The sequence below is a fragment of the Nocardia sp. GP40 genome (assembly GCF_050434125.1).
Taxonomy (GTDB): Bacteria; Actinomycetota; Actinomycetes; order Mycobacteriales; family Mycobacteriaceae; genus Nocardia; species Nocardia albiluteola.
On sequence record NZ_JBNPVW010000010.1, the window covers coordinates 49,000 to 68,150 of the forward strand.

A 19,151-nucleotide genomic window follows, 5' to 3' on the forward strand; every position below is an offset into this window, starting at 1 on the left:
GGACCAAAGGTGTCCTATAGTGCTTCTAGGGTGAGTGTTATGAACAACGAGGCCATCACCCCCTTTCACATCGACATCCCGCAGTCCGCGCTGGACGACCTGGCCAACCGGCTCGCCGGGGCCCGGTGGCCCGACGAGCTGCCCGGGGTCGGCTGGGAGTACGGGATTCCGCTGGAGTACGTGCAGGAGCTGGCCGAGTACTGGCGCACCGGCTACGACTGGCGTGCGCAGGAGGCGGAGCTGAACAAGATTCCGCAGTTCACCACCGAAATCGACGGGCAGAACGTGCATTTCCTGCATATCCGCTCGCCGCAGCCGGATGCGTTGCCGCTGATCCTGACCCACGGGTGGCCTGGGTCCATCGTCGAATTCCTCGATGTCATCGGCCCGCTCACCGATCCGGCCGCGCACGGCGGCGATCCGGCGCACGCCTTTCACGTGGTGATTCCGTCGCTGCCCGGGTTCGGGTTCTCCGGTCCCACCACCGAAACCGGTTGGAACACTGGTCGGGTCGCGGCTGCCTGGGCCGAACTGATGCGGCGCCTGGGCTATGAGCGCTATGGCGTGCAGGGCGGCGATATGGGCGCGTTCGTCTCGGCCGAGCTGGGCCGCATTGCCGCCGATCGGGTGGTCGGCGTGCACCTGAATGCCGCCACCTTCGGATTCATCCCGTTCGGGAAGGTCTCCGACGCCGAGCGCGCCACTCTCACCGAGTCCGAGCAGGCGCGGCTGGAACGGCTGGCCGACTTCCTCGGCGACGACAACGGCTACTTCCAGCTCCAGGCCACCCGCCCGCAAACCATCTCCTACGCCCTGACCGACTCCCCGATCGGCCAACTCGCCTGGATCATGGAGAAGTTCAAGGCTTGGACCTTCCCCGTCGCGGCGCTGCCCGAGCAGGCCATCGACCGAGATCGCTTGCTCACCAACGTGATGCTGTACTGGCTCACCGGCACCGCCGGCTCGGCCGCGCGCATGTACTACGAGAACATGCACGTCCGGAACTACCACGCCACGCCGTCGCCAACCCCGATCGGCGTCGCGGTCTTCGCCCTGGACATCGCGATCCGCGGTTACGGCGAGCAGCTCAACAACCTCGTCCACTGGTCGGAATTCGACCGCGGCGGCCACTTCGCCGCCCTGGAGGCCCCGGACCTGCTGACCGCCGATATCGTCGCGTTCTTCACTGCACTGAACTGATCCACGGAAAGGCTTCTCCCCATGCCCGCGCTGCTCGACCGGCGAGAACTCAACCGCGCCACCTTGGCTCGCCAATCCCTGCTGGCCCGCAGCGGTATGTCGGTCGAGCAGACCGTGCGGCATCTGATCGGCCTGCAGGCGCAGACCCCGCACAGCTGGTATCTCGGATTCTGGTCGCGACTGGCGGATTTCACCCCGGCGCAGGCGGCCGAGCCGCTGGCCGATCGCAGTCTGGTGCGAATCGCGTTGATGCGCTCCACGATTCACCTCGTGACACCGGACGACGCGATCGCGCTGCGCCCGCTGATCCAGCCGACGCTGGACCGCGACCTGTACCACAACCACGTGCGTGGCAAACCCATCGCGAATATCGACATGACCGCGCTGATCGAAGCGGCAATCGATCTGTTGGGCGAAAAGCCGCGCACCAACAAAGAACTCGGTCTCCTGCTCGGCGAGCGCTGGCCCGAGTGCGCACCCGCCGCACTCGTCTATGCGGTCCGCAATCAGGTGCCGCTGGTTCAGGTGCCACCCCGTGGCCTCTGGGGACGCAGCGGATCGATCGCGCACACCACGCTGTCGTCCTGGGTGGGAACCGGTTCGGCGGCAATGCTTTCGCTGGACGAGATGGTGCTGCGGTACCTGAACGCGTTCGGCCCGGCCACCGTCCAGGATGTGCAGACCTGGTCTGGTCTGACCCGCCTTCGCGAGGTGATCGACCGACTTCGCCCCCGCCTCATGGCCTTCCGCGACGAGCAGGACCGCGAACTGTTCGACCTGCCCGACGCCCCGCGGCCGGGCCCGGAAACCCCTGTGCCACCACGATTTCTCTACGACTACGACAATCTGCTGCTGTCCCATGCCGACCGCAGCCGGGTGATCACCGACGACCACACCCGCCTCGACTACCGCGCCCAGCGCCCCACCCCGCAACTGCTCCTGGTCGACGGCTTCACCGCCGCCGACTGGACCATCACCCGCGACGCGGACACCGCCACGATGACCATCCGCCCCTTCCGCCGCCCGTTCACCCCCGGTGACACCGCCGCCATCACCGCCGAGGCCGCACGCCTCCTGGAATTCACCGACCCAGCAGCGGCAACCCGCCCGGTGGTCTTCGGCCACCCCATCTAGCGGCGCTTCTCCGCCATCTCCGATCGCTCTGGCTGCCAGCCGGGTTTCTGCAGGTCAGCTAAGGTGAACTAATTCGATGTTGACCGGGGTCGGCAACGTCTACCGGGCGGAAGTCCTTTTCCACCACGGCATCTCACCGTATCGTCCCGGAAAATCATTGAGCCGCACCGAATGGGACGCACTGTGGGTCGACCTGGTGGAGCTCATGAAGGTCGGCGTCCGGCGCGGCAAGATGCACGTGGTACGTCCCGAGGACGATCATGGCGCGCCGTCCTACGCCGCCGATCGTCCTCGCACCTATGTGTACCGCCGCGTGGGGGAGTCGTGCCGCCTGTGCGGAGCTACCGTCCTGCATGCCGTGATGGAGGGTCGAAACCTGTTCTGGTGCCCCAGCTGCCAGCCGCGCTGAATGCTCATCGGGCCCGTGACCTGTCACAGTGAGCCGGTGCGGCGGAGCCGGTAGAGGTGGATCGGGCCCGGCCAAGGCGTCAGGAGTGAGTCGTCGGTGATCTCCCACCCGGAAAATGCGGCGGTGATGTCGGCGGCGCTTGCACCCCGGGGCAGCGGCCCGCGTTTGGCCGGTGCGAAGGCGACCATCAGCAGGGTGGCATCGCCGGCGGCGACAGTGTCGACTTGCCGTGCCTCTGCATGGCGTTGTGGGGCGGTCAGGCCGTGGAACGCACCGAAGTCGAGTATGAGCTTGTAACCCGTACCGACCTCGGCGGGCAGGTCGGTAACATCCCCTACGAGCCAACGGATTTGAACGCCAGCGGCATCCGATCGTGCTCGGGCGGAACGGATTGCGCCGGGGACGAAGTCCACGCCGGTGACCTGCCAGCCTCGGCGCGCGAGGTCGACGGAGTGGACGCCGGTCCCGCAGCCCAGATCGAGCGCCCTGCCGAACGGGGGCGCCAGACCCTCCTGCTCCCTGTCGAACGCCGAGCCGAGAATTCGAGGCGAATCACCGCGTCGGGCCGCGCTTTCCCACGGTCGCACGCGAAGTCCATGTAGCAGGCGGTACCGGAGCACGTTCATGTCAGGCCTCCTTCATGTCGGGCCATCAGAAATTCCCGTCGAATCCGCCGCCGCCGTCCCAGCCGCCGCCGTCGAATCCGCCGTTGTCCCAGCCGGATTGGTCGTACCCGCCCTGGTCGAAGCCACCCTGGTCGTAACCGCCTTGGTCGTAACCACCCTGGTCATACCCGGCCTGGTCGTATCCCGCCTGATAGTCCTGTCCCGCATCGAATCCCGCGTCGTAGCCCGAGCCGTACCCGCCCTCGAATCCGGCGGTGTCGTACCCCACGCCCGACATCCCGTGGAACAGCGTGTCGAACAGCAGCGCCGAACCCACACCCCAGGCCCCGGCCACGAGCGCGGTCTTCCACCACGGCTCGGAATACCAGCCGGCCGGGACCGGCCGCCCGGCGACACGGCCGCCCGGGTAGTAGTTCGGGGTCTGGGGTGAGGGCATCGGGGAGGCCTGCACCTGACGACCCTCGAAGTCGATGGCCCGCTGCTCCGAGACGTGTCCGGCCGAGCGCTGCCCGTCTAGTTCGGGGACCGGCGGCCCGGGGTCCAGGCCCATCGCGCTGCGCGCGGCCCGCACGTAGTACAGGCCCTCCAGGGCGGTTTCCTTGGCCAATCGGGCCTGGGCGACGGTGGTCGCCTGGTCGATCTGCGATCCGGCGGCATTGAGCCGTTCTCCGGCGTCGGCGAGCGCCTGGGTGGACGCCTCGTCCCGGCCGGTCAGGTTGTACACCTGCCCGCCGAGCCGCTCGATGATCCGCCGGGCGTCGGCCTTCGCGTCGGCGAGCTGAGCCGCCTGGTGGCCGCGGGCGGTATTGCGGCCCGCCAGGCTCATCGCCAGGAAGACGATCAGCACGACGACCAGGATGACCAGAAGTATCGCCACGCAGTCAGCCTACGCGGATCGATAGCCGACCAGTTGCTGTCAGCCCGCGGCGGCCGCGTCGTACTGGAGCTGGGCGGGGAAGAAGCCGCTAGGCTCAGACTCCTCGTCGTCCAGCTCCGACACCGCGAACCGACGCTTGCCCGCCGTCTTGGCCGAGTACATCGCGCGATCGGCGCTGCGAAGCAGGTCGGAGAAGTCGCACGCGCGCCCCGCCGGGCAGTACGCGGTGCCCACACTGGCCGAGACCGGCACCGGCCCGGAGGACGTGGGGACCGGATTGTGCAGCGCGGTCAGCACCCGCATGGCGACCTCGCCGAGGGTGTTGCGCCGGGCGGGGAGGGCCAGCACGAATTCATCGCCGCCGTACCGGCACACCACGGTCTCCTGCGGGCAGGCCGCGCGCAGCCGGCGCGAGATCTCCACCAGGACCTCGTCGCCGACGCTGTGGCCGTAGCCGTCGTTGATCTGCTTGAAATCGTCGACGTCGATGAGTAGCAGGCCGACGCCGCGGGACCGGTCGGCCGCCATCAGGCGCACCTGCTCCTGCAGCAGCGAGCGGTTGGCCAGATCGGTCAGCGCGTCGTGGGTCGCCTCGTGCCGCAGCTGGGTCTGCAGGGCCGCGATTTCCTGGACCCGCACCGACACCGCGGCCTCGAGGCTGGCCTCCTGCTGGGCCAGCGCCCGCTGCTGCAGCGCCTCGGCATAGCTCTCGATCGCATGGCTGGCCACCAGCGGCCAGCGGGTGAAGACGAGCGATCCGGGCTCGCCGGGCGCGAAGCCCAGCAGGGCCCGCGAGGTCGGTGCCAGCATCCGGGTGCGATCGAACGGCTCCTCGGCCAGCCTGCGGCCGATCCGGCGGGCCGTGGGCACCGGGAAGGGTTCCGAGCGCGCCAGATCCATCAGCTCGTTGATCAGCGCGGTGAACACCCGCTCCAGATGCTCGCGCGGAACCGTCAGGCCGGTGTCGCGGTACACCGCGGCCACCCAGTCTCGCGAGGTGAGCGTGACCGCCGCGGCGGTCACCGTGTCCAGCTTGGTGAGCATGCCGCTCACCTCACGCAGACGGTTGTCGCGTACTCCGGACTACAGCCCTCCGGATCGTGCCTACTGCTATGCGGTCCGCTCCACCTAGCTCGGTGCATGCTCACCGCCCCCTTTCCAGATACCCCCGTCCGGCAAAAAGGATCCTAGCAAGCCTCTCGACTTCGAAAAATAATGTTTTACAACCTGTTCCGAAGTTCCGCGAGTGGCAACTGTCAGAGCTATCGTGCGGCGAGCTGCGGCGTTACACCTCTCGTCAGCGTGTCTTCGGCGACGCGCCGGGGCAATCCGAACCCGCGTGACCCTCGGTTAACGGTCGGCTCCCGCGCGGCGCGAGGACGGCTGATCCCGGGGCCGCCGAGGGCCCGCCGACCGGGCGAGACACCCCTCGGGCGGGGCGATTGGCGTTCGGCGAGTGAGATTCGGTACAGTCTCAGGCGCAGACGACATCGAGGCGATCCCGTCGGTGTCGTGTGCCTGCGGGCGTAGTTCAATGGTAGAACCTCAGCCTTCCAAGCTGATGGTGCGGGTTCGATTCCCGTCGCCCGCTCTGGTGGTCCTCAGCCCCCTTGTCAAGGAGTAGCGGACCCCCTACGGGGTGTAGCGCAGCTTGGTAGCGTACCCGCTTTGGGAGCGGGCGGTCGCAGGTTCAAATCCTGTCACCCCGACCACATTTCGCCATCTCTCACCCTCGATGCCGAACCGAGAACCCGGACCACTGCCGGGGTTTCTCGGCGCGCCCCAACTGGTAAATGTGGGCGGTTGCACCTCCGGGGTATTGAATCGTCGCATGGTAGATGCCCTCGCACCCGGGCCGATCACCCAGATCGCCTGGGTGGTCACCGACATCGCGGCGACCGAACAGTTCCTGACCGCCTCCTTCGGCGTGCGGAAGTGGGCGCGCCTGCCCGATGTGCACTTCGGCCCCGAAAACTGCACGTACCGAGGCGAACCCGCGGATTTCACCGCCCACATCGCGCTGTCCTACCACGGCGAGATGCAGTTCGAACTGATCCAGCCGGTGCGCGGGGTATCGATCTACACCGAATTCCTGGAGCACAGCGGCCCGGGGCTGCACCACATCTGTTCCGAGCCCGCCGATTTCGACGCCGCGATACGGGCCGCGGCGGATCGCGGCATCGATATCGTGCAGCAGGGCGACATGTCCGGGCAGATGCGATTCGCCTATCTCGACGGCGCCGCATCGGGGGTTCCGTTCCTGGAGCTCGCGGAGATCGGGCCGAATATGCGCACGATGTTCGAACAGATCAAGGCGCAGGCATGAAATACAGCGCCGGAGTCCTGCTGTTCCGCCGCACGGCGGAAGCCGAGGTGTTGCTGGGGCATATGGGCGGCCCGCTGTGGGCCCGCAAAGACCTTGGCGCATGGTCGATTCCCAAGGGGGAGTACGACCCCGGCAGCGAACGGCCCGAGGCCGCCGCGCGCCGCGAATTCCACGAGGAACTGGGACTCGCGGTGCCCGACGGGCACTGGATCCCGCTGGGCGAGGTCCGCTACGGCAGCGGCAGCCGCGCCAAGGAGCTGACAGTCTGGGCGGTCGAGGCCGATCTGGATCCCACCCTCGTCGTCCCGGGTACCTTCGAGATGCAGTGGCCGCCGCGCTCGGGCAGGATGCAGCGGTTCCCGGAGATCGACCGCGCCGAATGGTTCGATCCGGACACCGCCCGGGACAAGCTCGGCGCGGGTCAGCGCCCGTATCTGGACCGGCTCGCCGATCGTCTTTCGGCCGGATAGTCCCTGGGAGCAAACGCTCAGACCGCATGCAGGGATTTCCCAGCTTGGCTCGGTAAACGTAGGCCGCATGGGCGAGCGACCAATTGACGCGGCCGAGCTGCTCGCTCGCGCCGGTGCCGAGCCTCAGCGAGGCGCAGGCGAGAGAGGGCGAAGCGAGCGGACATCGAAGCGGCGGCTCGTGAAGATCGCGGGCTGCGCTCATGTCGGAGCCGACCGCGGCCGGACGCGCCTGGAAAGGGCACGTTCGGGCTTCGGCGAGGAGCGAGCATGAGTGACGTTGCGACCGACATGACTCCTGACGAGGCGTCCTCGGATGACACGCCGAATGGCATTGCGGCGCCCGCCCAACTGCCCGTGCCCGCCGATGGTGCCGCATGTGGGACGCGGCAGCGCCGGCCCGCCGCGGTGACGCGCGGTTATCACCGTGTCTGGGCTGCGCTGGGGCGTCGCGTGTCCGCCATACCGCTCCGGGTCACCCTGGTCGTGGCGATGGTGACCCTGGCCGGGCTGGCGCTGGCGGTCTCCGGGTTCGCGGCGACCTCGGCACTGTCGAAATCGCTCACCGATCGCACCGACGAGCAGCTCTACGACGCCGCGCACACCTGGGCACGTCCCGGCCCGATGAAGCTGATCAGCACTCCCGCCGGGGGCACCTCCTGGGTGCCCGCGGACATGCCCGTCCAGCCGGAGAAGGCGACCTCCTGGGATCAGCCGCGCCACTTCTTCGAACTGCGCCGCGGTCCCGAGGGGGAGCAGTATCGCCTGCAGACCGATCGCGGCAAGCCGGCGCCGAACTTGACGAATCTGCCCGCGCACACCCCGGTGACGGTGCCCTCGGTGGGCGGCTCGTCGATCCACTGGCGAATCCTGGTGGTCTCCAACAGTTATGGCACGACGACGATCGGGCTGCCGCTCACCGACAACGCCGACACCGTGTCGGAACTGATCGGATTCGAGCTCGCCACCGGCCTGGGCGCCCTGGTGCTGCTCGGCGTCGGCGGCTATCTGGTGGTCCGGCGCAGCCTGCGCCCGCTCCGGCACGTCGAGGAGACCGCCGCGGCGATCGCCGGCGGCGACCTGAATCGCCGCGTCCCGGTGCGCAATGTCGACACCGAGGTGGATCACCTCGCCCAATCGGTGAACGCGATGCTCGCCCGGATTCAGCACGGTGTCACCGCCACCGAGGCGTCCGAGGAGGCGGCGCGACGCTCGGAGGAGGCCGCCCGGCGCTCGGAGGCGAAGATGCGGCAGTTCGTCGCCGACGCCAGCCATGAGCTGCGTACCCCGCTGACCACCATCCGCGGCTTCGCCGAGCTGTATCGGCAAGGGGCGAGCCAGGATCCGCGACAGGTGCTCGAGCGCATCGAGGCCGAGGCCGGGCGCATGGGCCTGCTGGTGGAGGATCTGCTGATGCTGGCCCGCCTCGACGCGCAGCGCCCGCTCGAGGTCCGTCCGGTGGATCTGCTCGCGCTGGCCGGCGATGTGGTGCACGGTGCCCAGGCGCTGGCCGCCAGGCAGGCGGGCGCGGATCATCCTGTCGCACTGGAGGTTCGGCCCGGTGCGGGCACGCTGGAGGTGTCCGGCGATGCCGCCCGGCTGCGGCAGGTGCTGGCGAATCTGGTCGGCAACGCGCTGAACCACACCCCGCCCGGCACCCCGGTGACCGTGCGCCTGACGCCCAGCGAGGATCAGGTGCGGATGGAGGTGTGCGACGAGGGGCCCGGCCTGTCGCCCGAGGCCGCCGCCCGCGTGTTCGAGCGGTTCTACCGCACCGACTCCTCCCGCGCCCGCGCCAGCGGCGGCACCGGGCTGGGCCTGTCGATCGTGCAGGCGCTGGTGACCGCGCACGGCGGCACGGTCGGCGCGGACAGCACCCCCGGGCGGGGGACCACGTTCACCGTTGTGTTGCCGAGGGGACACGGGGACGGTTAGCCGACGGAGCTTGCGGAGTCGGCGGGGTGGGTGAGTGCAGCGGCTGTTCCGGGGCCTCCCAGGGATCTCGCAGCTGCGATCCAGTGCCCGCCAAGCCTGGGCCGCGAATCTTGGTGACATGACCGAGACTTCGATCGTTACCGCAACGAACCGCAATGGCGCGGCGGTGGCGCGCCCGAAGCGCCATGATGCGGCACAGCCCGCTCCTGTACTGGATGTGGTGATTCCCGTCTACAACGAGGAACGCGATCTCGGCGTGTGCGTGCGCCGCCTGCACGAGTTCCTCGGCGACGGTTTCCCGTTCTCCGCGCGCATCACCATCGCGGACAACGCCTCCACCGATGCCACCCTCGATGTCGCCAACTACCTGGCCGGCGAGCTGGACGGCGTACGCGTGGCGCACCTGGACCGCAAGGGCCGCGGCCGCGCGCTGCGGGCGGTCTGGGAGGCCTCCGACGCTCAGGTCGTCGCCTACATGGACGTGGATCTCTCGACCGACCTGAACGGCCTGCTGCCGCTGGTGGCCCCGCTGGTGTCCGGCCACTCGGACCTGGCGATCGGCACCCGGCTGGCGAAGTCCTCGCGGGTCGTGCGCGGACCCAAGCGCGAATTCATCTCCCGCTGCTACAACCTGATCCTCAAGGCCTCCCTGCAGGCGCGCTTCTCCGACGCCCAGTGCGGCTTCAAGGCCATGCGTACCGATGTCGCACGCAAGCTGCTGCCGCTGGTGCAGGACGGAGAGTGGTTCTTCGACACCGAGCTGCTGGTGATCGCCGAGCGCGCCGGGCTGCGCATCCACGAGGTGCCCGTCGACTGGATCGATGATCCCGATTCGCGCGTCGACATCGTCGACACCGCCCGCAAGGACCTGCTCGGGGTGTGGCGGGTCAGCAAGGGACTTGCCTCGGGTGCGCTGCCGGTGAACGAGCTGCGGGCCGCGATCGGCCGCGAGCCCCTGGTCGACGGCGTGCCGCTGGGCATGGTGGGCCAGCTCGTGCGGTTCGGCATCATCGGCGTGGTCTCGACGCTGGCCTACATGGTGCTTTACATGCTGCTGCAGCCGCTCACGGGTGCGCAGCCGGCGAACTTCCTGGCGCTGCTGATCACCGCGATCGGCAATACCGCGGCCAACCGGGCCTTCACCTTCGGGGTGCGCGGCTCGACCAAGGCGGTCTCACATCAGATCCAGGGCCTGCTCATCTTCGCCTTCACCTGGGGGCTGACCAGCGGTTCGCTGTTCGCGTTGCACCACTGGGCGCCCGCGGCCGCGGTGCACCTCGAGCTGACGGTGCTGATCGTGGCGAACCTGGTGGCGACGGTGATCCGGTTCGTGGCGCTGCGCTGGGTGTTCCGTGACGCGGTGCCCGCCGCCGCGATCGACAACGAACTGGCCGCCGCCGAGCTGCGGCTGGCCGCTCAGGATGAGCGGCGGTACGCGGAACTGTAAGCGCCACAACACTTTCGGTCATCGAATGTGGCCGGGATCCCGGTGGGGTCCCGGCCGCTGTCGTGTCCGGCCTGCACCGGAAGCAGCAGAGGTCGCGCCGTATACGATTCGCGGCGCCTCGGCGGTCCTGTCCGCGGGCCGGGCGCGGGAACCCGCGTGTGAGCCGAGGCATCCGGAGGTTCTGTGCGGAGGACAGGTGCGTGCGGCCGCGTACGATTCGCGGCACCCAGGTCCCGTACGCGGGCCCGGCGCGGGAACCCGCTTGCCAGCGGCGGCATGCGGAGATCTTCCTGCACCGGGCCGGCGCGCGGAGGGGTAGCCGAGCCGTGCACCTCGAGGAGGCCTGTTCGCGGGCCAGGCATGTGCAGCGTGACGTGGCTCATCGGCATCCTGTGTCCGCTCCCAGATTGTTCCCAGGCTCGGCTCAGGTCGGGCTGGGGTGGATCGTGAATGATGTTGCACCATGACCGACACTGCGATCGCGCCGAGTCCGGCGATCCCCGCGCCCGAAACGGCAGACCGGCGGCTCGAGCGCTGGGAAATCCTGTGCGTGGCAGGGCTGTTGATCGGCACCGCGGTCGCGTATCTGTGGAATCTGGGCATCAACGGGTGGGCGAACTCCTTCTATGCGGCCGCGGTCCAGTCGGGTGCGCACTCGTGGAAGGCGTTCTTCTTCGGCTCCTCGGACTGGGGCAATTCGATCACCGTCGACAAGACCCCGGCCTCGCTCTGGCCGATGGAAATATCGGTGCGGCTGTTCGGCATGCACGCCTGGAGCATGATGCTGCCGCAGGTGCTGCTCGGCATCGCGTCGGTGGCGCTGGTCGTGGTGACGCTGCGGCGTACCCACGGCACCGCGGCCGGGCTGCTCGGCGGGCTCGCGCTGGCCGTGACTCCCGTTGCGGCGCTGATGTTCCGGTACAACAACCCCGATGCGCTGCTGGTCTTCCTGATGATCGCCGCGGTCTGGGCGATGACCCGCGCCCTGGACGACGGGCGCTGGCGGTGGCTGGTGCTCTGCGGCGCGCTGGTCGGATTCGGCTTCCTGGCCAAGCAGTTACAGGTGCTGCTGGTGCTGCCCGCGCTCGCGCTGACCTATCTGTTCGCGGGCCCGCCGCGGCTGGGCAAGCGCGTGGCGCAGCTGTGTGCGGCCGGGGCGGCAATGCTCGCGGGCGCGGGCTGGTGGGTGCTGACCGCCCAGCTCTGGCCCGCCGCGTCGCGACCGTATTTCGGTGGATCCCAGCACAATTCGATCATCGAGCTGACCATCGGCTACAACGGTCTCGGGCGGCTGGGCGTGGGATCGTCGAGCCCGTTCCCCGGCCCGCCGCACGGTGGAGGTGGCCACCTGGGCGGCTTCTTCGCGGGAAACGAGCCCGGCATCACCCGGATGTTCCAGGCGACGGTGGGCGGTCAGATCGGCTGGCTGATCCCCGCCGCACTGGTGCTGCTCGTTATCGGGATCATGCTGCGCGGCAAGGTCTCTCGCACAGACCCGCAACGCGCGGCCCTGCTGCTGTGGGGCGGCTGGATGCTGGTGACGATGTTGGTGTTCAGCTTCATGCAGGGCCTGTTCCACCAGTACTACACCGTCGCGCTGGCGCCGGCGGTCGCCGGAACGGCGGGCCTGGGCGCGGTGACGGCTCGGCGCCATTGCGACCGACTGTGGGTACGCGTCGCCCTCGCGGTGGCAGTGGCACTCACCACCGCCACCGCTGTGCTGTTGCTCTCGCGCACAGCCGATTTCGTGCCGTGGCTGCGTTGGACGGTGCTGGCGGTGGGTATCGCCTCGACCCTCGCCCTGCTGATTCCCGCCGGCCGAGCGCTCACCCCGGCGGTGGCTGTCGCCGCCGTTCTGGCCGCGGTGGCAGGCCCCGTGGCGTACTCGCTGGAGACGATCGCCACGCCGCACGACGGAGGAATCGTGCTGGCGGGCCCCAAGATCCCGGGCGGCACCTTCCCCTTCGGTCCACCGCCTGGACCGGGTAAGCCTGACGGCACGAATCCGTCGGCCGGTCAACATCCGTCAACGACAGCGGGAACGCCTGCCGCGCAACATGATCAGAACCACCCGATGCCCCCCTTCGGCGGTCGGCCCGATCCCGCCCTCGTCGCCCGCCTACGGGACGGCGGCGCGAACTGCACGTGGACCGCAGCCTCGGTCAGCTCGATGATGTCCGCCAACCTGCAACTCGAATCCGGTCACCCGGTCATGCCGCTCGGCGGTTTCGCGGGCATGGACCCGTCCCCGACGCTGCGGCAATTCCAGGACGACGTCTCCCGCCGCCGCATCCACTACTTCGTCGCACGTCCGGCGGGCGAACGCGGCCCCGGCTTCGGCAACAGGAAGACCGAGGCCGCCGACATCACCCAGTGGGTGGAGAGCCACTACACCGCCACCATCATCGGCGGAATGTCGGTCTACGACCTCACCACCCCGAAGTAACCCGGGGCCGAAGGTGTTCGGGTAACGGCCGCGGCCTGTCTCACAGTCCGAGACCGCGGATCATCTCCTCGACCTCGGAGTGGTACAGCTTGTCCGGCTCGGTCGTCAGCGTGCGCATGTGACCGAGGATCTCCAGGGATACCAGGCCGTGCAACCGTCCCCACATGCGCAGGGCCATCGCCAGCATGGCGGGAGACAGGTCGGGAAACAGCGCGCGCACCTCGGTGACCAGCCCGGGATCGAAGTCGCCCCAGGCGAATTCGTCCGTGGACGGGTCGGGCGCGGGCGCCGCGGCGGCGAGCCCGGTGAGGATCGCGCACACCCGCTGCTCGGCCTCGGGGGCCGGCCCGCCCTCGGGCGGGCGGTACCCGGGGATCGGGTCGCCGTAGATGAGCCGGAAGCCCTCGGTATTGGCCAGCGACCAGCTGCGAAAGGCCTTGGCCCAGGCCATTGTTCGCCCGGTGGGGTCGTCGCTCGGGCGGGAATCCCGCGCCGCCTGTAGCGCGTCGGCGAGATCGTCGTACACATCCCGGATCAGCGCCGTCACCAGATCGTCGCGCGTGGGGAAGTAGCTGTAGACGGCGTTCGCCGTCATGCCCATCTCGCGCGCGATCGCTCGCAGCGTGATCGCTCCCGGACCGTTCGCCGCCATCAGCCGCAGCGCGGTGTCCTTGATCTCCGCCGTCGTCTCCGCCCGCCGCAGCTGCCGCCTGGTCGGCACATCGGTACCCACGGGCCCAACCGTACACGCCTGTGAAATTTCTAGACGGCATGTATAAACTGCACGGCGTATAGTTTTCTCACGCCATGCAAATCTCTTCAGGGAGCATCATGTTCATCGGCATAATCGGGGCCACGGGCAATATCGGCCGGCATGTGGTCACCGAGGCGCTCGAGCGCGGCCATCACGTCCGGGCCTTCACTCGGGACCTCGCGGGCGTCACCGCCACGCATCCGAACCTGACCTGGGCGCAGCTCGTCGTCTTCGACAGCGCCGCCGTCGCCGCGCAGCTACCGGGTCTCGACGTGCTGGTGAGCGGATATCAACCCGGCAATTCGTCCATCGACTTCGACGACACCGTCGCCAGGTCCATCGCCGATCCGACGGGCTACGCGACCGTGGCGCGATCGCTCTTACAGGCTTTGGCCACCCACCCGCGCACCCGCCTGATGGTGATCGGCGGCGCCGGCAGTCTCGAGTACGCGCCCGGACGCGTGACCGCGGACGACGATGAGCGGGTGCACCGGATTCTCGACACGATAGGTCTCCCGCGGGAGTATGCCGCCGCCGTGCGCGGCGCCCGCGACGCCCTGGACCTGCTGCGCACCTCCAACCGTCGCTGGACCTACCTGAGCCCGGCCGAACAGATCGGCCCCGGCGAACGTACCGGCCGCTACCGTGTCGGCGGCGACCAACCGGTCCTGGACGCCGACGGCAACAGCCGCGTCTCCTATCCCGACGCGGCCGTGGCGCTGCTCGACGAGATCGAGGAGCCGCGATACCTCCAGCGCCGCTTCACCATCGGCTACTGAGTCACGCCCGCGAATACGGCCAGCGCCACTCGGCGACCTCCGGGATGTCCTGGCCGTGTTCGCGGGTCCAGGCGCGGGCCGCGGCGCGGGCATCGGACATGTCCTGGCGCAGGGCCGCCGCGCGCTCGCCCAGGCCGGGCACCCGGTCGACGACATCCATGACCAGGTGGTAGCGGTCCAGGTCGTTCAGCATGACCATGTCGAAAGGTGTTGTGGTGGTGCCCTTTTCCTTGTAACCGCGCACATGCATGCCGTCGTGGTTGGCGCGGCGGTAGGCGAGACGGTGAATCAGCCACGGGTAACCGTGGAAGGCGAAGATGACGGGACGATCCGCGGTGAACAGGGTGTCGAATTCGCTGTCGGGCAGGCCGTGCGGGTGTTGGTCGCTCGGTTGCAGGCGCATCAGATCCACGACGTTCACCACGCGAATCCGTAACTGTGGCAGGCGCTCTCGCAGAATCGCCGCGGCGGCAAGGGTTTCCAGCGTCGGCACGTCGCCGGCGCAGGCCAGTACCACGTCGGGGCTGGTGCCCACCTCGTCGTTGTGCCCGGCCCACTCCCAGATGCCGATGCCGCGAGTGCAGTGCGCGATGGCGTCGGGAACCGAAAGCCAGTCCGCCTGTGGCTGTTTGCCCGCCACCACGACATTCACGTAGTGTCGCGAGCGCAGGCAGTGATCGTAGGTCGACAGCAGGGTGTTCGCATCCGGCGGCAGATACACCCGCACGATCTCCGGGCTCTTGTTCAGCACGACGTCCAGGAATCCCGGATCCTGATGGGTGAACCCGTTGTGGTCCTGCCGCCACACATGGGAGGAGAGCAGGTAGTTCAGGCTCGGAATGGGCCGCCGCCACGCCACCGCCGAACTCGCGTCGAGCCACTTGGCATGCTGGTTGAACATCGCATCGACGATGTGGATGAACGCCTCGTAGCAGGTGAACACCCCGTGCCGCCCGGTGAGCAGATACCCCTCCAGCAGGCCCTGGCACATGTGCTCGGACAGCACCTCGATCACCCGGCCGGTGCGGTCCAATTTCACGTCGTACTCGCCGATTTCGGCCTGCCAGTTGCGCCCGGTCACGGTGAGGATGTCCTGCAGCCGGTTGCTGGCCAGTTCGTCGGGGGCGAGGGTGAGGAAGTTGTCCGGATTGGCCGCGGTGACATCGCGCAGCCACCCGCCCAGCACCTGCGTCGCCTCGTGATCCGTTGCGCCGGGCGCGATGACCTCGACGCCGTACTCGCGCCAGTCGGGCAGCTTCAGATCCCGCACCAGCGCGCCGCCGTTGCTGACCGGGTTGGCGCTCATCCGCCGGTCCCCGATCGGCGACAGCGCGAGCAGGCCCGGCACCGGCGCGCCCGCCTCGTCGAACAACTCCTCCGGGCGGTAGGACCGCAGCCACTGCTCGAGCACCGCGCGGTGACAGGCATCGGTGCGTGCGGCGGGCAGCGGCACCTGATGGGCACGGAACGTGCCCTCGACCGGCTCGCCGTCCACCACCGGAGGGCAGGTCCAGCCCTTGGGGGTGCGCAGCACGATCATCGGCCAGCTGGGCCTGGTCGTGTCGCCGCCCGCGCGCGCGGCCCGCTGGAATTCGGCGATGCGGTCCAGGCAGCCGTCCAACGCCGCGGCCATCGCCTGGTGCACGCTGGCCGGATCGCTGCCCGCGACGATGACCGGGTCGTACCCGTATCCGCGCAGCAGCGACACCAGCTCGCCCTCCGGGATCCGCGCCAGCAGCGTCGGATTGGCGATCTTGTATTCGTTCAGCGCCAGGATCGGCAGCACCGCCCCGTCCCGGCCGGGGTTGAGGAACTTGTTCGCATGCCAGCTGCCCGCCAGCGGACCGGTCTCCGCCTCGCCGTCGCCGACGACGCAGAACACCGTCAGATCGGGATTGTCCAGCGCCGCCCCGAAGGCGTGCAGCAGCGAATAGCCCAGCTCGCCGCCCTCGTGGAAGGAGCCGGGCGTCTCGGGTGCGCAGTGGCTCGGCACCCCGCCGGGATAGGAGAACTGCGCGAACAGCTCGCGCATGCCGTCGCCGTCGAACGAGATATGGCTGTACAGCTCGGAACAGGTGCCCTCGAGCCAGCCGCAGGCGTTGGGCCCGGGGCCGCCATGGCCGGGCCCGGCCACGAAGACGGCGTTCAGGTCGCGGGCGCGGATCGCGCGATTGGCATGCGCCCACACCAGATTCAGCCCCGGGACCGTGCCGAAATGCCCGAGCAGGCGCGGCTTGACGTGCTCGGCCTCGAGCGGCCTGCGCAGCAGCGGGTTGGCCATCAGATAGATCTGCCCGACCGCCAGATAGTTCGCCGCGCGCCACCAGGCATCGAGCCCGGCGAGTTCCTCGCGCCCGAGCGGTCCGGGGGTGTCGGAGAGGTGATAGGGGCGGGGTGCGAGAGTCTCGCCGCCGCGTCCGCCCACGTTGTCGGCGGAGGTATCGGTGGCGGCGGCAGTGCCGCCCGCCGGTGCCAGCTGGGTCATTGCGCAGACTCTCCTCGCGTCGAGGTGGTGCTCGCGGAAAGTGCTGACGTGCGGTAGTCGGTTGTCAGGCTACCCGCGCGCGGGTGGCGTCGGTACGCCCGATTAGGGTGCGGCGCATGCAGACACTGGCCAGAATCATCGGTTCGACCGTCGTCGTGGCCGCCGCGGTCGCGCTCACCGCATGCGGCAGCAGTGAGACCAAGTCCTCGTCGTCCTCGAGCACCACCACGGTCGCGGCCGCGTCGAGCGCGCAGACCCAGTCCGCCGCGCCGGCGCCCGCGGGCCGCGCATGCACCGCCGACGACATCAAGGTCACCGGCGGCTTCGGCCAGCCGCCGGCCATCACCATCCCCGACAACTGCACCCCGCCCGCGCACCTGATCACCAAGGATCTGGTCACGGGCACCGGCCCGGCCGCGAAGACGGGCGATCCGGTCACCATGAACTACACGCTGGTCACCTGGTCGGACAAGAAGAAGCTGGACAGCTCCTTCGACCGAAACCAGCCCTTCCCGCTGACCCTCGGCGCGGGCCAGGTCATTCCCGGCTGGGATCAGGGCCTGGTCGGCATCAAGCAGGGCGGGCGCCGACTGCTGATCATCCCGCCGGACCTGGGCTACGGGCAGGGCGGAAACGGCATCAAGCCGAACGAGACGCTCGTCTTCGTGACCGACGCGGTGAAGATCGGAAGCTGATTCCGGCGAAATCGGCATCCTAGGCGGTTTCTACTCGGATGCCGGGGTCGACTAGGCTGTTCAGGATGCGATCGGGGGGACCGATACACGTCAATACCGAACAACGAACCACTAACAAGGAGCATGTCCGTGAAGAGCACCGTCGAGCAGTTGAGCCCGACCCGGGTCCGCATCAACGTCGAGGTGCCTTTCGAGGAGCTGAAGCCGGACTTCGATCGGGCCTACAAGACGCTGGCCGGACAGGTGCGCATCCCGGGTTTCCGTCCGGGTAAGGCCCCGGCCAAGCTGCTCGAGGCCCGGCTGGGTCGCGGCGCGATCCTCGAGCAGGTCGTCAACGATGCGCTGCCCGCCCGCTACAGCGAGGCCGTGAGCGCCGCCGAGGTCAACGTCATCGGCCGCCCGGAGATCGAGATCACCAAGATCGAGGACGGCCAGGAGCTGGCCTTCACCGCCGAGGTCGACGTCCGCCCGGAGATCACCCTGCCCGCCTTCGACACCATCGCGGTCGAGGTCGACCCGATCGCGGTCGAGGACGAGGACATCGACCAGCAGCTGCAGTCGCTGCGTCAGCGCTTCGGCACCCTGACCGCCGTCGAGCGCGCGGTCCAGGACGGCGATTTCGTCTCCATCGACCTGTCCGCGACCGTCGACGGCGAAGAGGTCGCCGACGCCTCGACCACCGGGCTGTCGCACGAGGTCGGCTCCGGTCAGCTCATCGAGGGCCTGGACGAGACCCTGATCGGCATGACCGCGGAGGAGTCCAAGGACTTCACCTCCGCCCTGGTCGCCGGCGAGTACGCCGGTAAGGACGCGGTCGTGACCGTCAAGGTGAACTCGGTCAAGGAGCGCGAGCTGCCCGAGGCCGACGACGAGTTCGCTCAGCTGGCCAGCGAATTCGACACCATCGACGAGCTGAAGGCCGATCTGCGCACCCGCGTCGAGCGGGCCAAGAAGGTCGAGCAGGCCGGCGTGATCCGCGACAAGGTGCTCGAGGCGTTGCTGGAGCAGACCGAGGTGCCGCTGCCCGAGGGCGCCGTGCAGGCCGAGGTCGACGCCGTGCTGCACGACGCGGTGCACGGCTTCGACCACGACGAGGCCAAGCTCGCCGAGGCGCTCGAGGCCGAGGGCTCCTCCCGCGAGGAGTTCGACAAGGACACCAAGGAGGCCGCGGAGAAGTCGGTGAAGACCCAGCTGCTGCTGGACGCCATCGCCGAGTCCGCGAACACCCAGGTCGGCCAGGACGAGCTGACCGAGCGGATCCTGTTCCAGGCCCAGCGCTACGGCATGTCGCCCGAGCAGTTCATCCAGCAGGTGCAGGAGGCCGGCCAGCTGGGTGCGATCTTCGCGGACGTGCGCCGCGGCAAGGCGCTGGCCACCGTCGTGGGCCAGGCCAAGGTCACCGACACCGCCGGCAATGCGGTCGACACCTCGGAGATGTTCGGCGCCCCCGCCGACGCCGACGCCGAGGAGCAGGACGACACGGCGGCCGAGCCGGCCGCCGCGGCCGCCGAGTAAGTAAAAGGCTGCGGCGCAGCGGGTTTGCGTCGCGCGCGGAGCTTGCGAGCGCGCCG

The 19,151-nt window shown here is 68.9% G+C and carries 15 protein-coding genes, 2 tRNA genes and 1 pseudogene; 13 read left to right on the plus strand and 5 right to left on the minus strand.

Annotated features, from left to right (window positions below; translation table 11 throughout):
• Positions 1–39: 39 nt before the first annotated feature.
• From ABH933_RS27760 to ABH933_RS27770, 3 genes and pseudogenes are all read left to right on the plus strand, one after another.
• Complete coding sequence (locus ABH933_RS27760) at positions 40–1,200, plus strand: epoxide hydrolase family protein (RefSeq protein ID WP_429412936.1); 1,161 nt, start codon at positions 40–42, stop codon at positions 1,198–1,200.
• A 21-nt stretch (positions 1,201–1,221) separates the two neighbouring features.
• Positions 1,222–2,334 carry a winged helix DNA-binding domain-containing protein gene (locus ABH933_RS27765; protein WP_429412938.1) on the plus strand — a complete coding sequence of 371 codons (1,113 nt, stop codon included), beginning with the start codon at positions 1,222–1,224 and terminating at the stop codon, positions 2,332–2,334.
• Positions 2,335–2,410: 76 nt separating this feature from the next.
• Positions 2,411–2,743, plus strand: a pseudogene (locus tag ABH933_RS27770) (zinc finger domain-containing protein); the annotation flags it as partial.
• 23 nt (positions 2,744–2,766) lie between these two features.
• Here the strand turns inward: ABH933_RS27770 and ABH933_RS27775 are convergent.
• The 3 genes from ABH933_RS27775 to ABH933_RS27785 form a co-directional block, all read right to left on the minus strand.
• A complete protein-coding gene (locus ABH933_RS27775; RefSeq protein ID WP_429412940.1) occupies positions 2,767–3,369 on the minus strand; it encodes a class I SAM-dependent methyltransferase in 603 nt (200 codons plus the stop codon).
• Positions 3,370–3,394: 25 nt separating this feature from the next.
• Complete coding sequence (locus tag ABH933_RS27780; protein WP_429415543.1) at positions 3,395–4,195, minus strand: DUF1542 domain-containing protein; 801 nt, start codon at positions 4,193–4,195, stop codon at positions 3,395–3,397.
• Between the two features lie 90 nt (positions 4,196–4,285).
• Entirely contained in the window at positions 4,286–5,290 is a 1,005-nt protein-coding gene (locus ABH933_RS27785) for a diguanylate cyclase domain-containing protein (RefSeq protein WP_429412941.1), read from the minus strand.
• A gap of 476 nt (positions 5,291–5,766) precedes the next feature.
• Between ABH933_RS27785 and ABH933_RS27790 the strand changes: the two genes are divergently transcribed.
• The 7 genes from ABH933_RS27790 to ABH933_RS27820 all read left to right on the plus strand — a co-directional run bounded on the left by ABH933_RS27790 (position 5,767) and on the right by ABH933_RS27820 (position 12,867).
• Positions 5,767–5,837 (plus strand) — tRNA-Gly (locus ABH933_RS27790).
• A gap of 44 nt (positions 5,838–5,881) precedes the next feature.
• Positions 5,882–5,958: transfer RNA gene (locus ABH933_RS27795), tRNA-Pro, on the plus strand.
• A 119-nt stretch (positions 5,959–6,077) separates the two neighbouring features.
• Positions 6,078–6,572 (plus strand): VOC family protein, encoded by a 495-nt coding sequence (locus ABH933_RS27800; protein ID WP_429412943.1) that lies wholly within the window; start codon positions 6,078–6,080, stop codon positions 6,570–6,572.
• On the plus strand, positions 6,569–7,042 hold the full coding sequence (locus ABH933_RS27805; RefSeq protein ID WP_429412945.1) for an NUDIX domain-containing protein: 474 nt from the start codon (positions 6,569–6,571) through the stop codon (positions 7,040–7,042). Before ABH933_RS27800 ends, ABH933_RS27805 begins: the two co-directional genes overlap by 4 nt.
• Positions 7,043–7,531: 489 nt before the next feature.
• Positions 7,532–8,974 carry a sensor histidine kinase gene (locus ABH933_RS27810; RefSeq protein WP_429415546.1) on the plus strand — a complete coding sequence of 481 codons (1,443 nt, stop codon included), beginning with the start codon at positions 7,532–7,534 and terminating at the stop codon, positions 8,972–8,974.
• A gap of 118 nt (positions 8,975–9,092) precedes the next feature.
• Positions 9,093–10,421 carry a glycosyltransferase gene (locus ABH933_RS27815; protein WP_429412947.1) on the plus strand — a complete coding sequence of 443 codons (1,329 nt, stop codon included), beginning with the start codon at positions 9,093–9,095 and terminating at the stop codon, positions 10,419–10,421.
• 463 nt (positions 10,422–10,884) lie between these two features.
• On the plus strand, positions 10,885–12,867 hold the full coding sequence (locus ABH933_RS27820; protein WP_429412949.1) for an ArnT family glycosyltransferase: 1,983 nt from the start codon (positions 10,885–10,887) through the stop codon (positions 12,865–12,867).
• A 40-nt stretch (positions 12,868–12,907) separates the two neighbouring features.
• Here ABH933_RS27820 and ABH933_RS27825 read toward each other — a convergent pair whose 3' ends face one another.
• The gene (locus tag ABH933_RS27825) at positions 12,908–13,600 is read right to left on the minus strand and encodes a TetR/AcrR family transcriptional regulator (protein WP_429412951.1); all 693 of its coding nucleotides are present in this window, start codon (positions 13,598–13,600) and stop codon (positions 12,908–12,910) included.
• Positions 13,601–13,698: 98 nt separating this feature from the next.
• On the opposite strand from ABH933_RS27825, the gene ABH933_RS27830 reads away from it, so the two are divergent.
• On the plus strand, positions 13,699–14,400 hold the full coding sequence (locus ABH933_RS27830; RefSeq protein WP_429412953.1) for an NAD(P)-dependent oxidoreductase: 702 nt from the start codon (positions 13,699–13,701) through the stop codon (positions 14,398–14,400).
• Position 14,401: 1 nt separating this feature from the next.
• Here the strand turns inward: ABH933_RS27830 and ABH933_RS27835 are convergent, their stop codons facing one another.
• Positions 14,402–16,885, minus strand: coding sequence for a phosphoketolase family protein (locus tag ABH933_RS27835; protein WP_429412955.1), 2,484 nt, complete (start codon positions 16,883–16,885; stop codon positions 14,402–14,404).
• A gap of 116 nt (positions 16,886–17,001) precedes the next feature.
• Here ABH933_RS27835 and ABH933_RS27840 point away from each other — a divergent pair, with 116 nt between their 5' ends.
• Together ABH933_RS27840 and tig are read left to right on the plus strand one after the other, a co-directional pair.
• Positions 17,002–17,580 (plus strand): FKBP-type peptidyl-prolyl cis-trans isomerase, encoded by a 579-nt coding sequence (locus ABH933_RS27840; protein WP_429412957.1) that lies wholly within the window; start codon positions 17,002–17,004, stop codon positions 17,578–17,580.
• Positions 17,581–17,709: 129 nt separating this feature from the next.
• Entirely contained in the window at positions 17,710–19,095 is a 1,386-nt protein-coding gene (tig, locus tag ABH933_RS27845) for a trigger factor (RefSeq protein ID WP_429412959.1), read from the plus strand.
• Positions 19,096–19,151 lie beyond the last annotated feature (56 nt).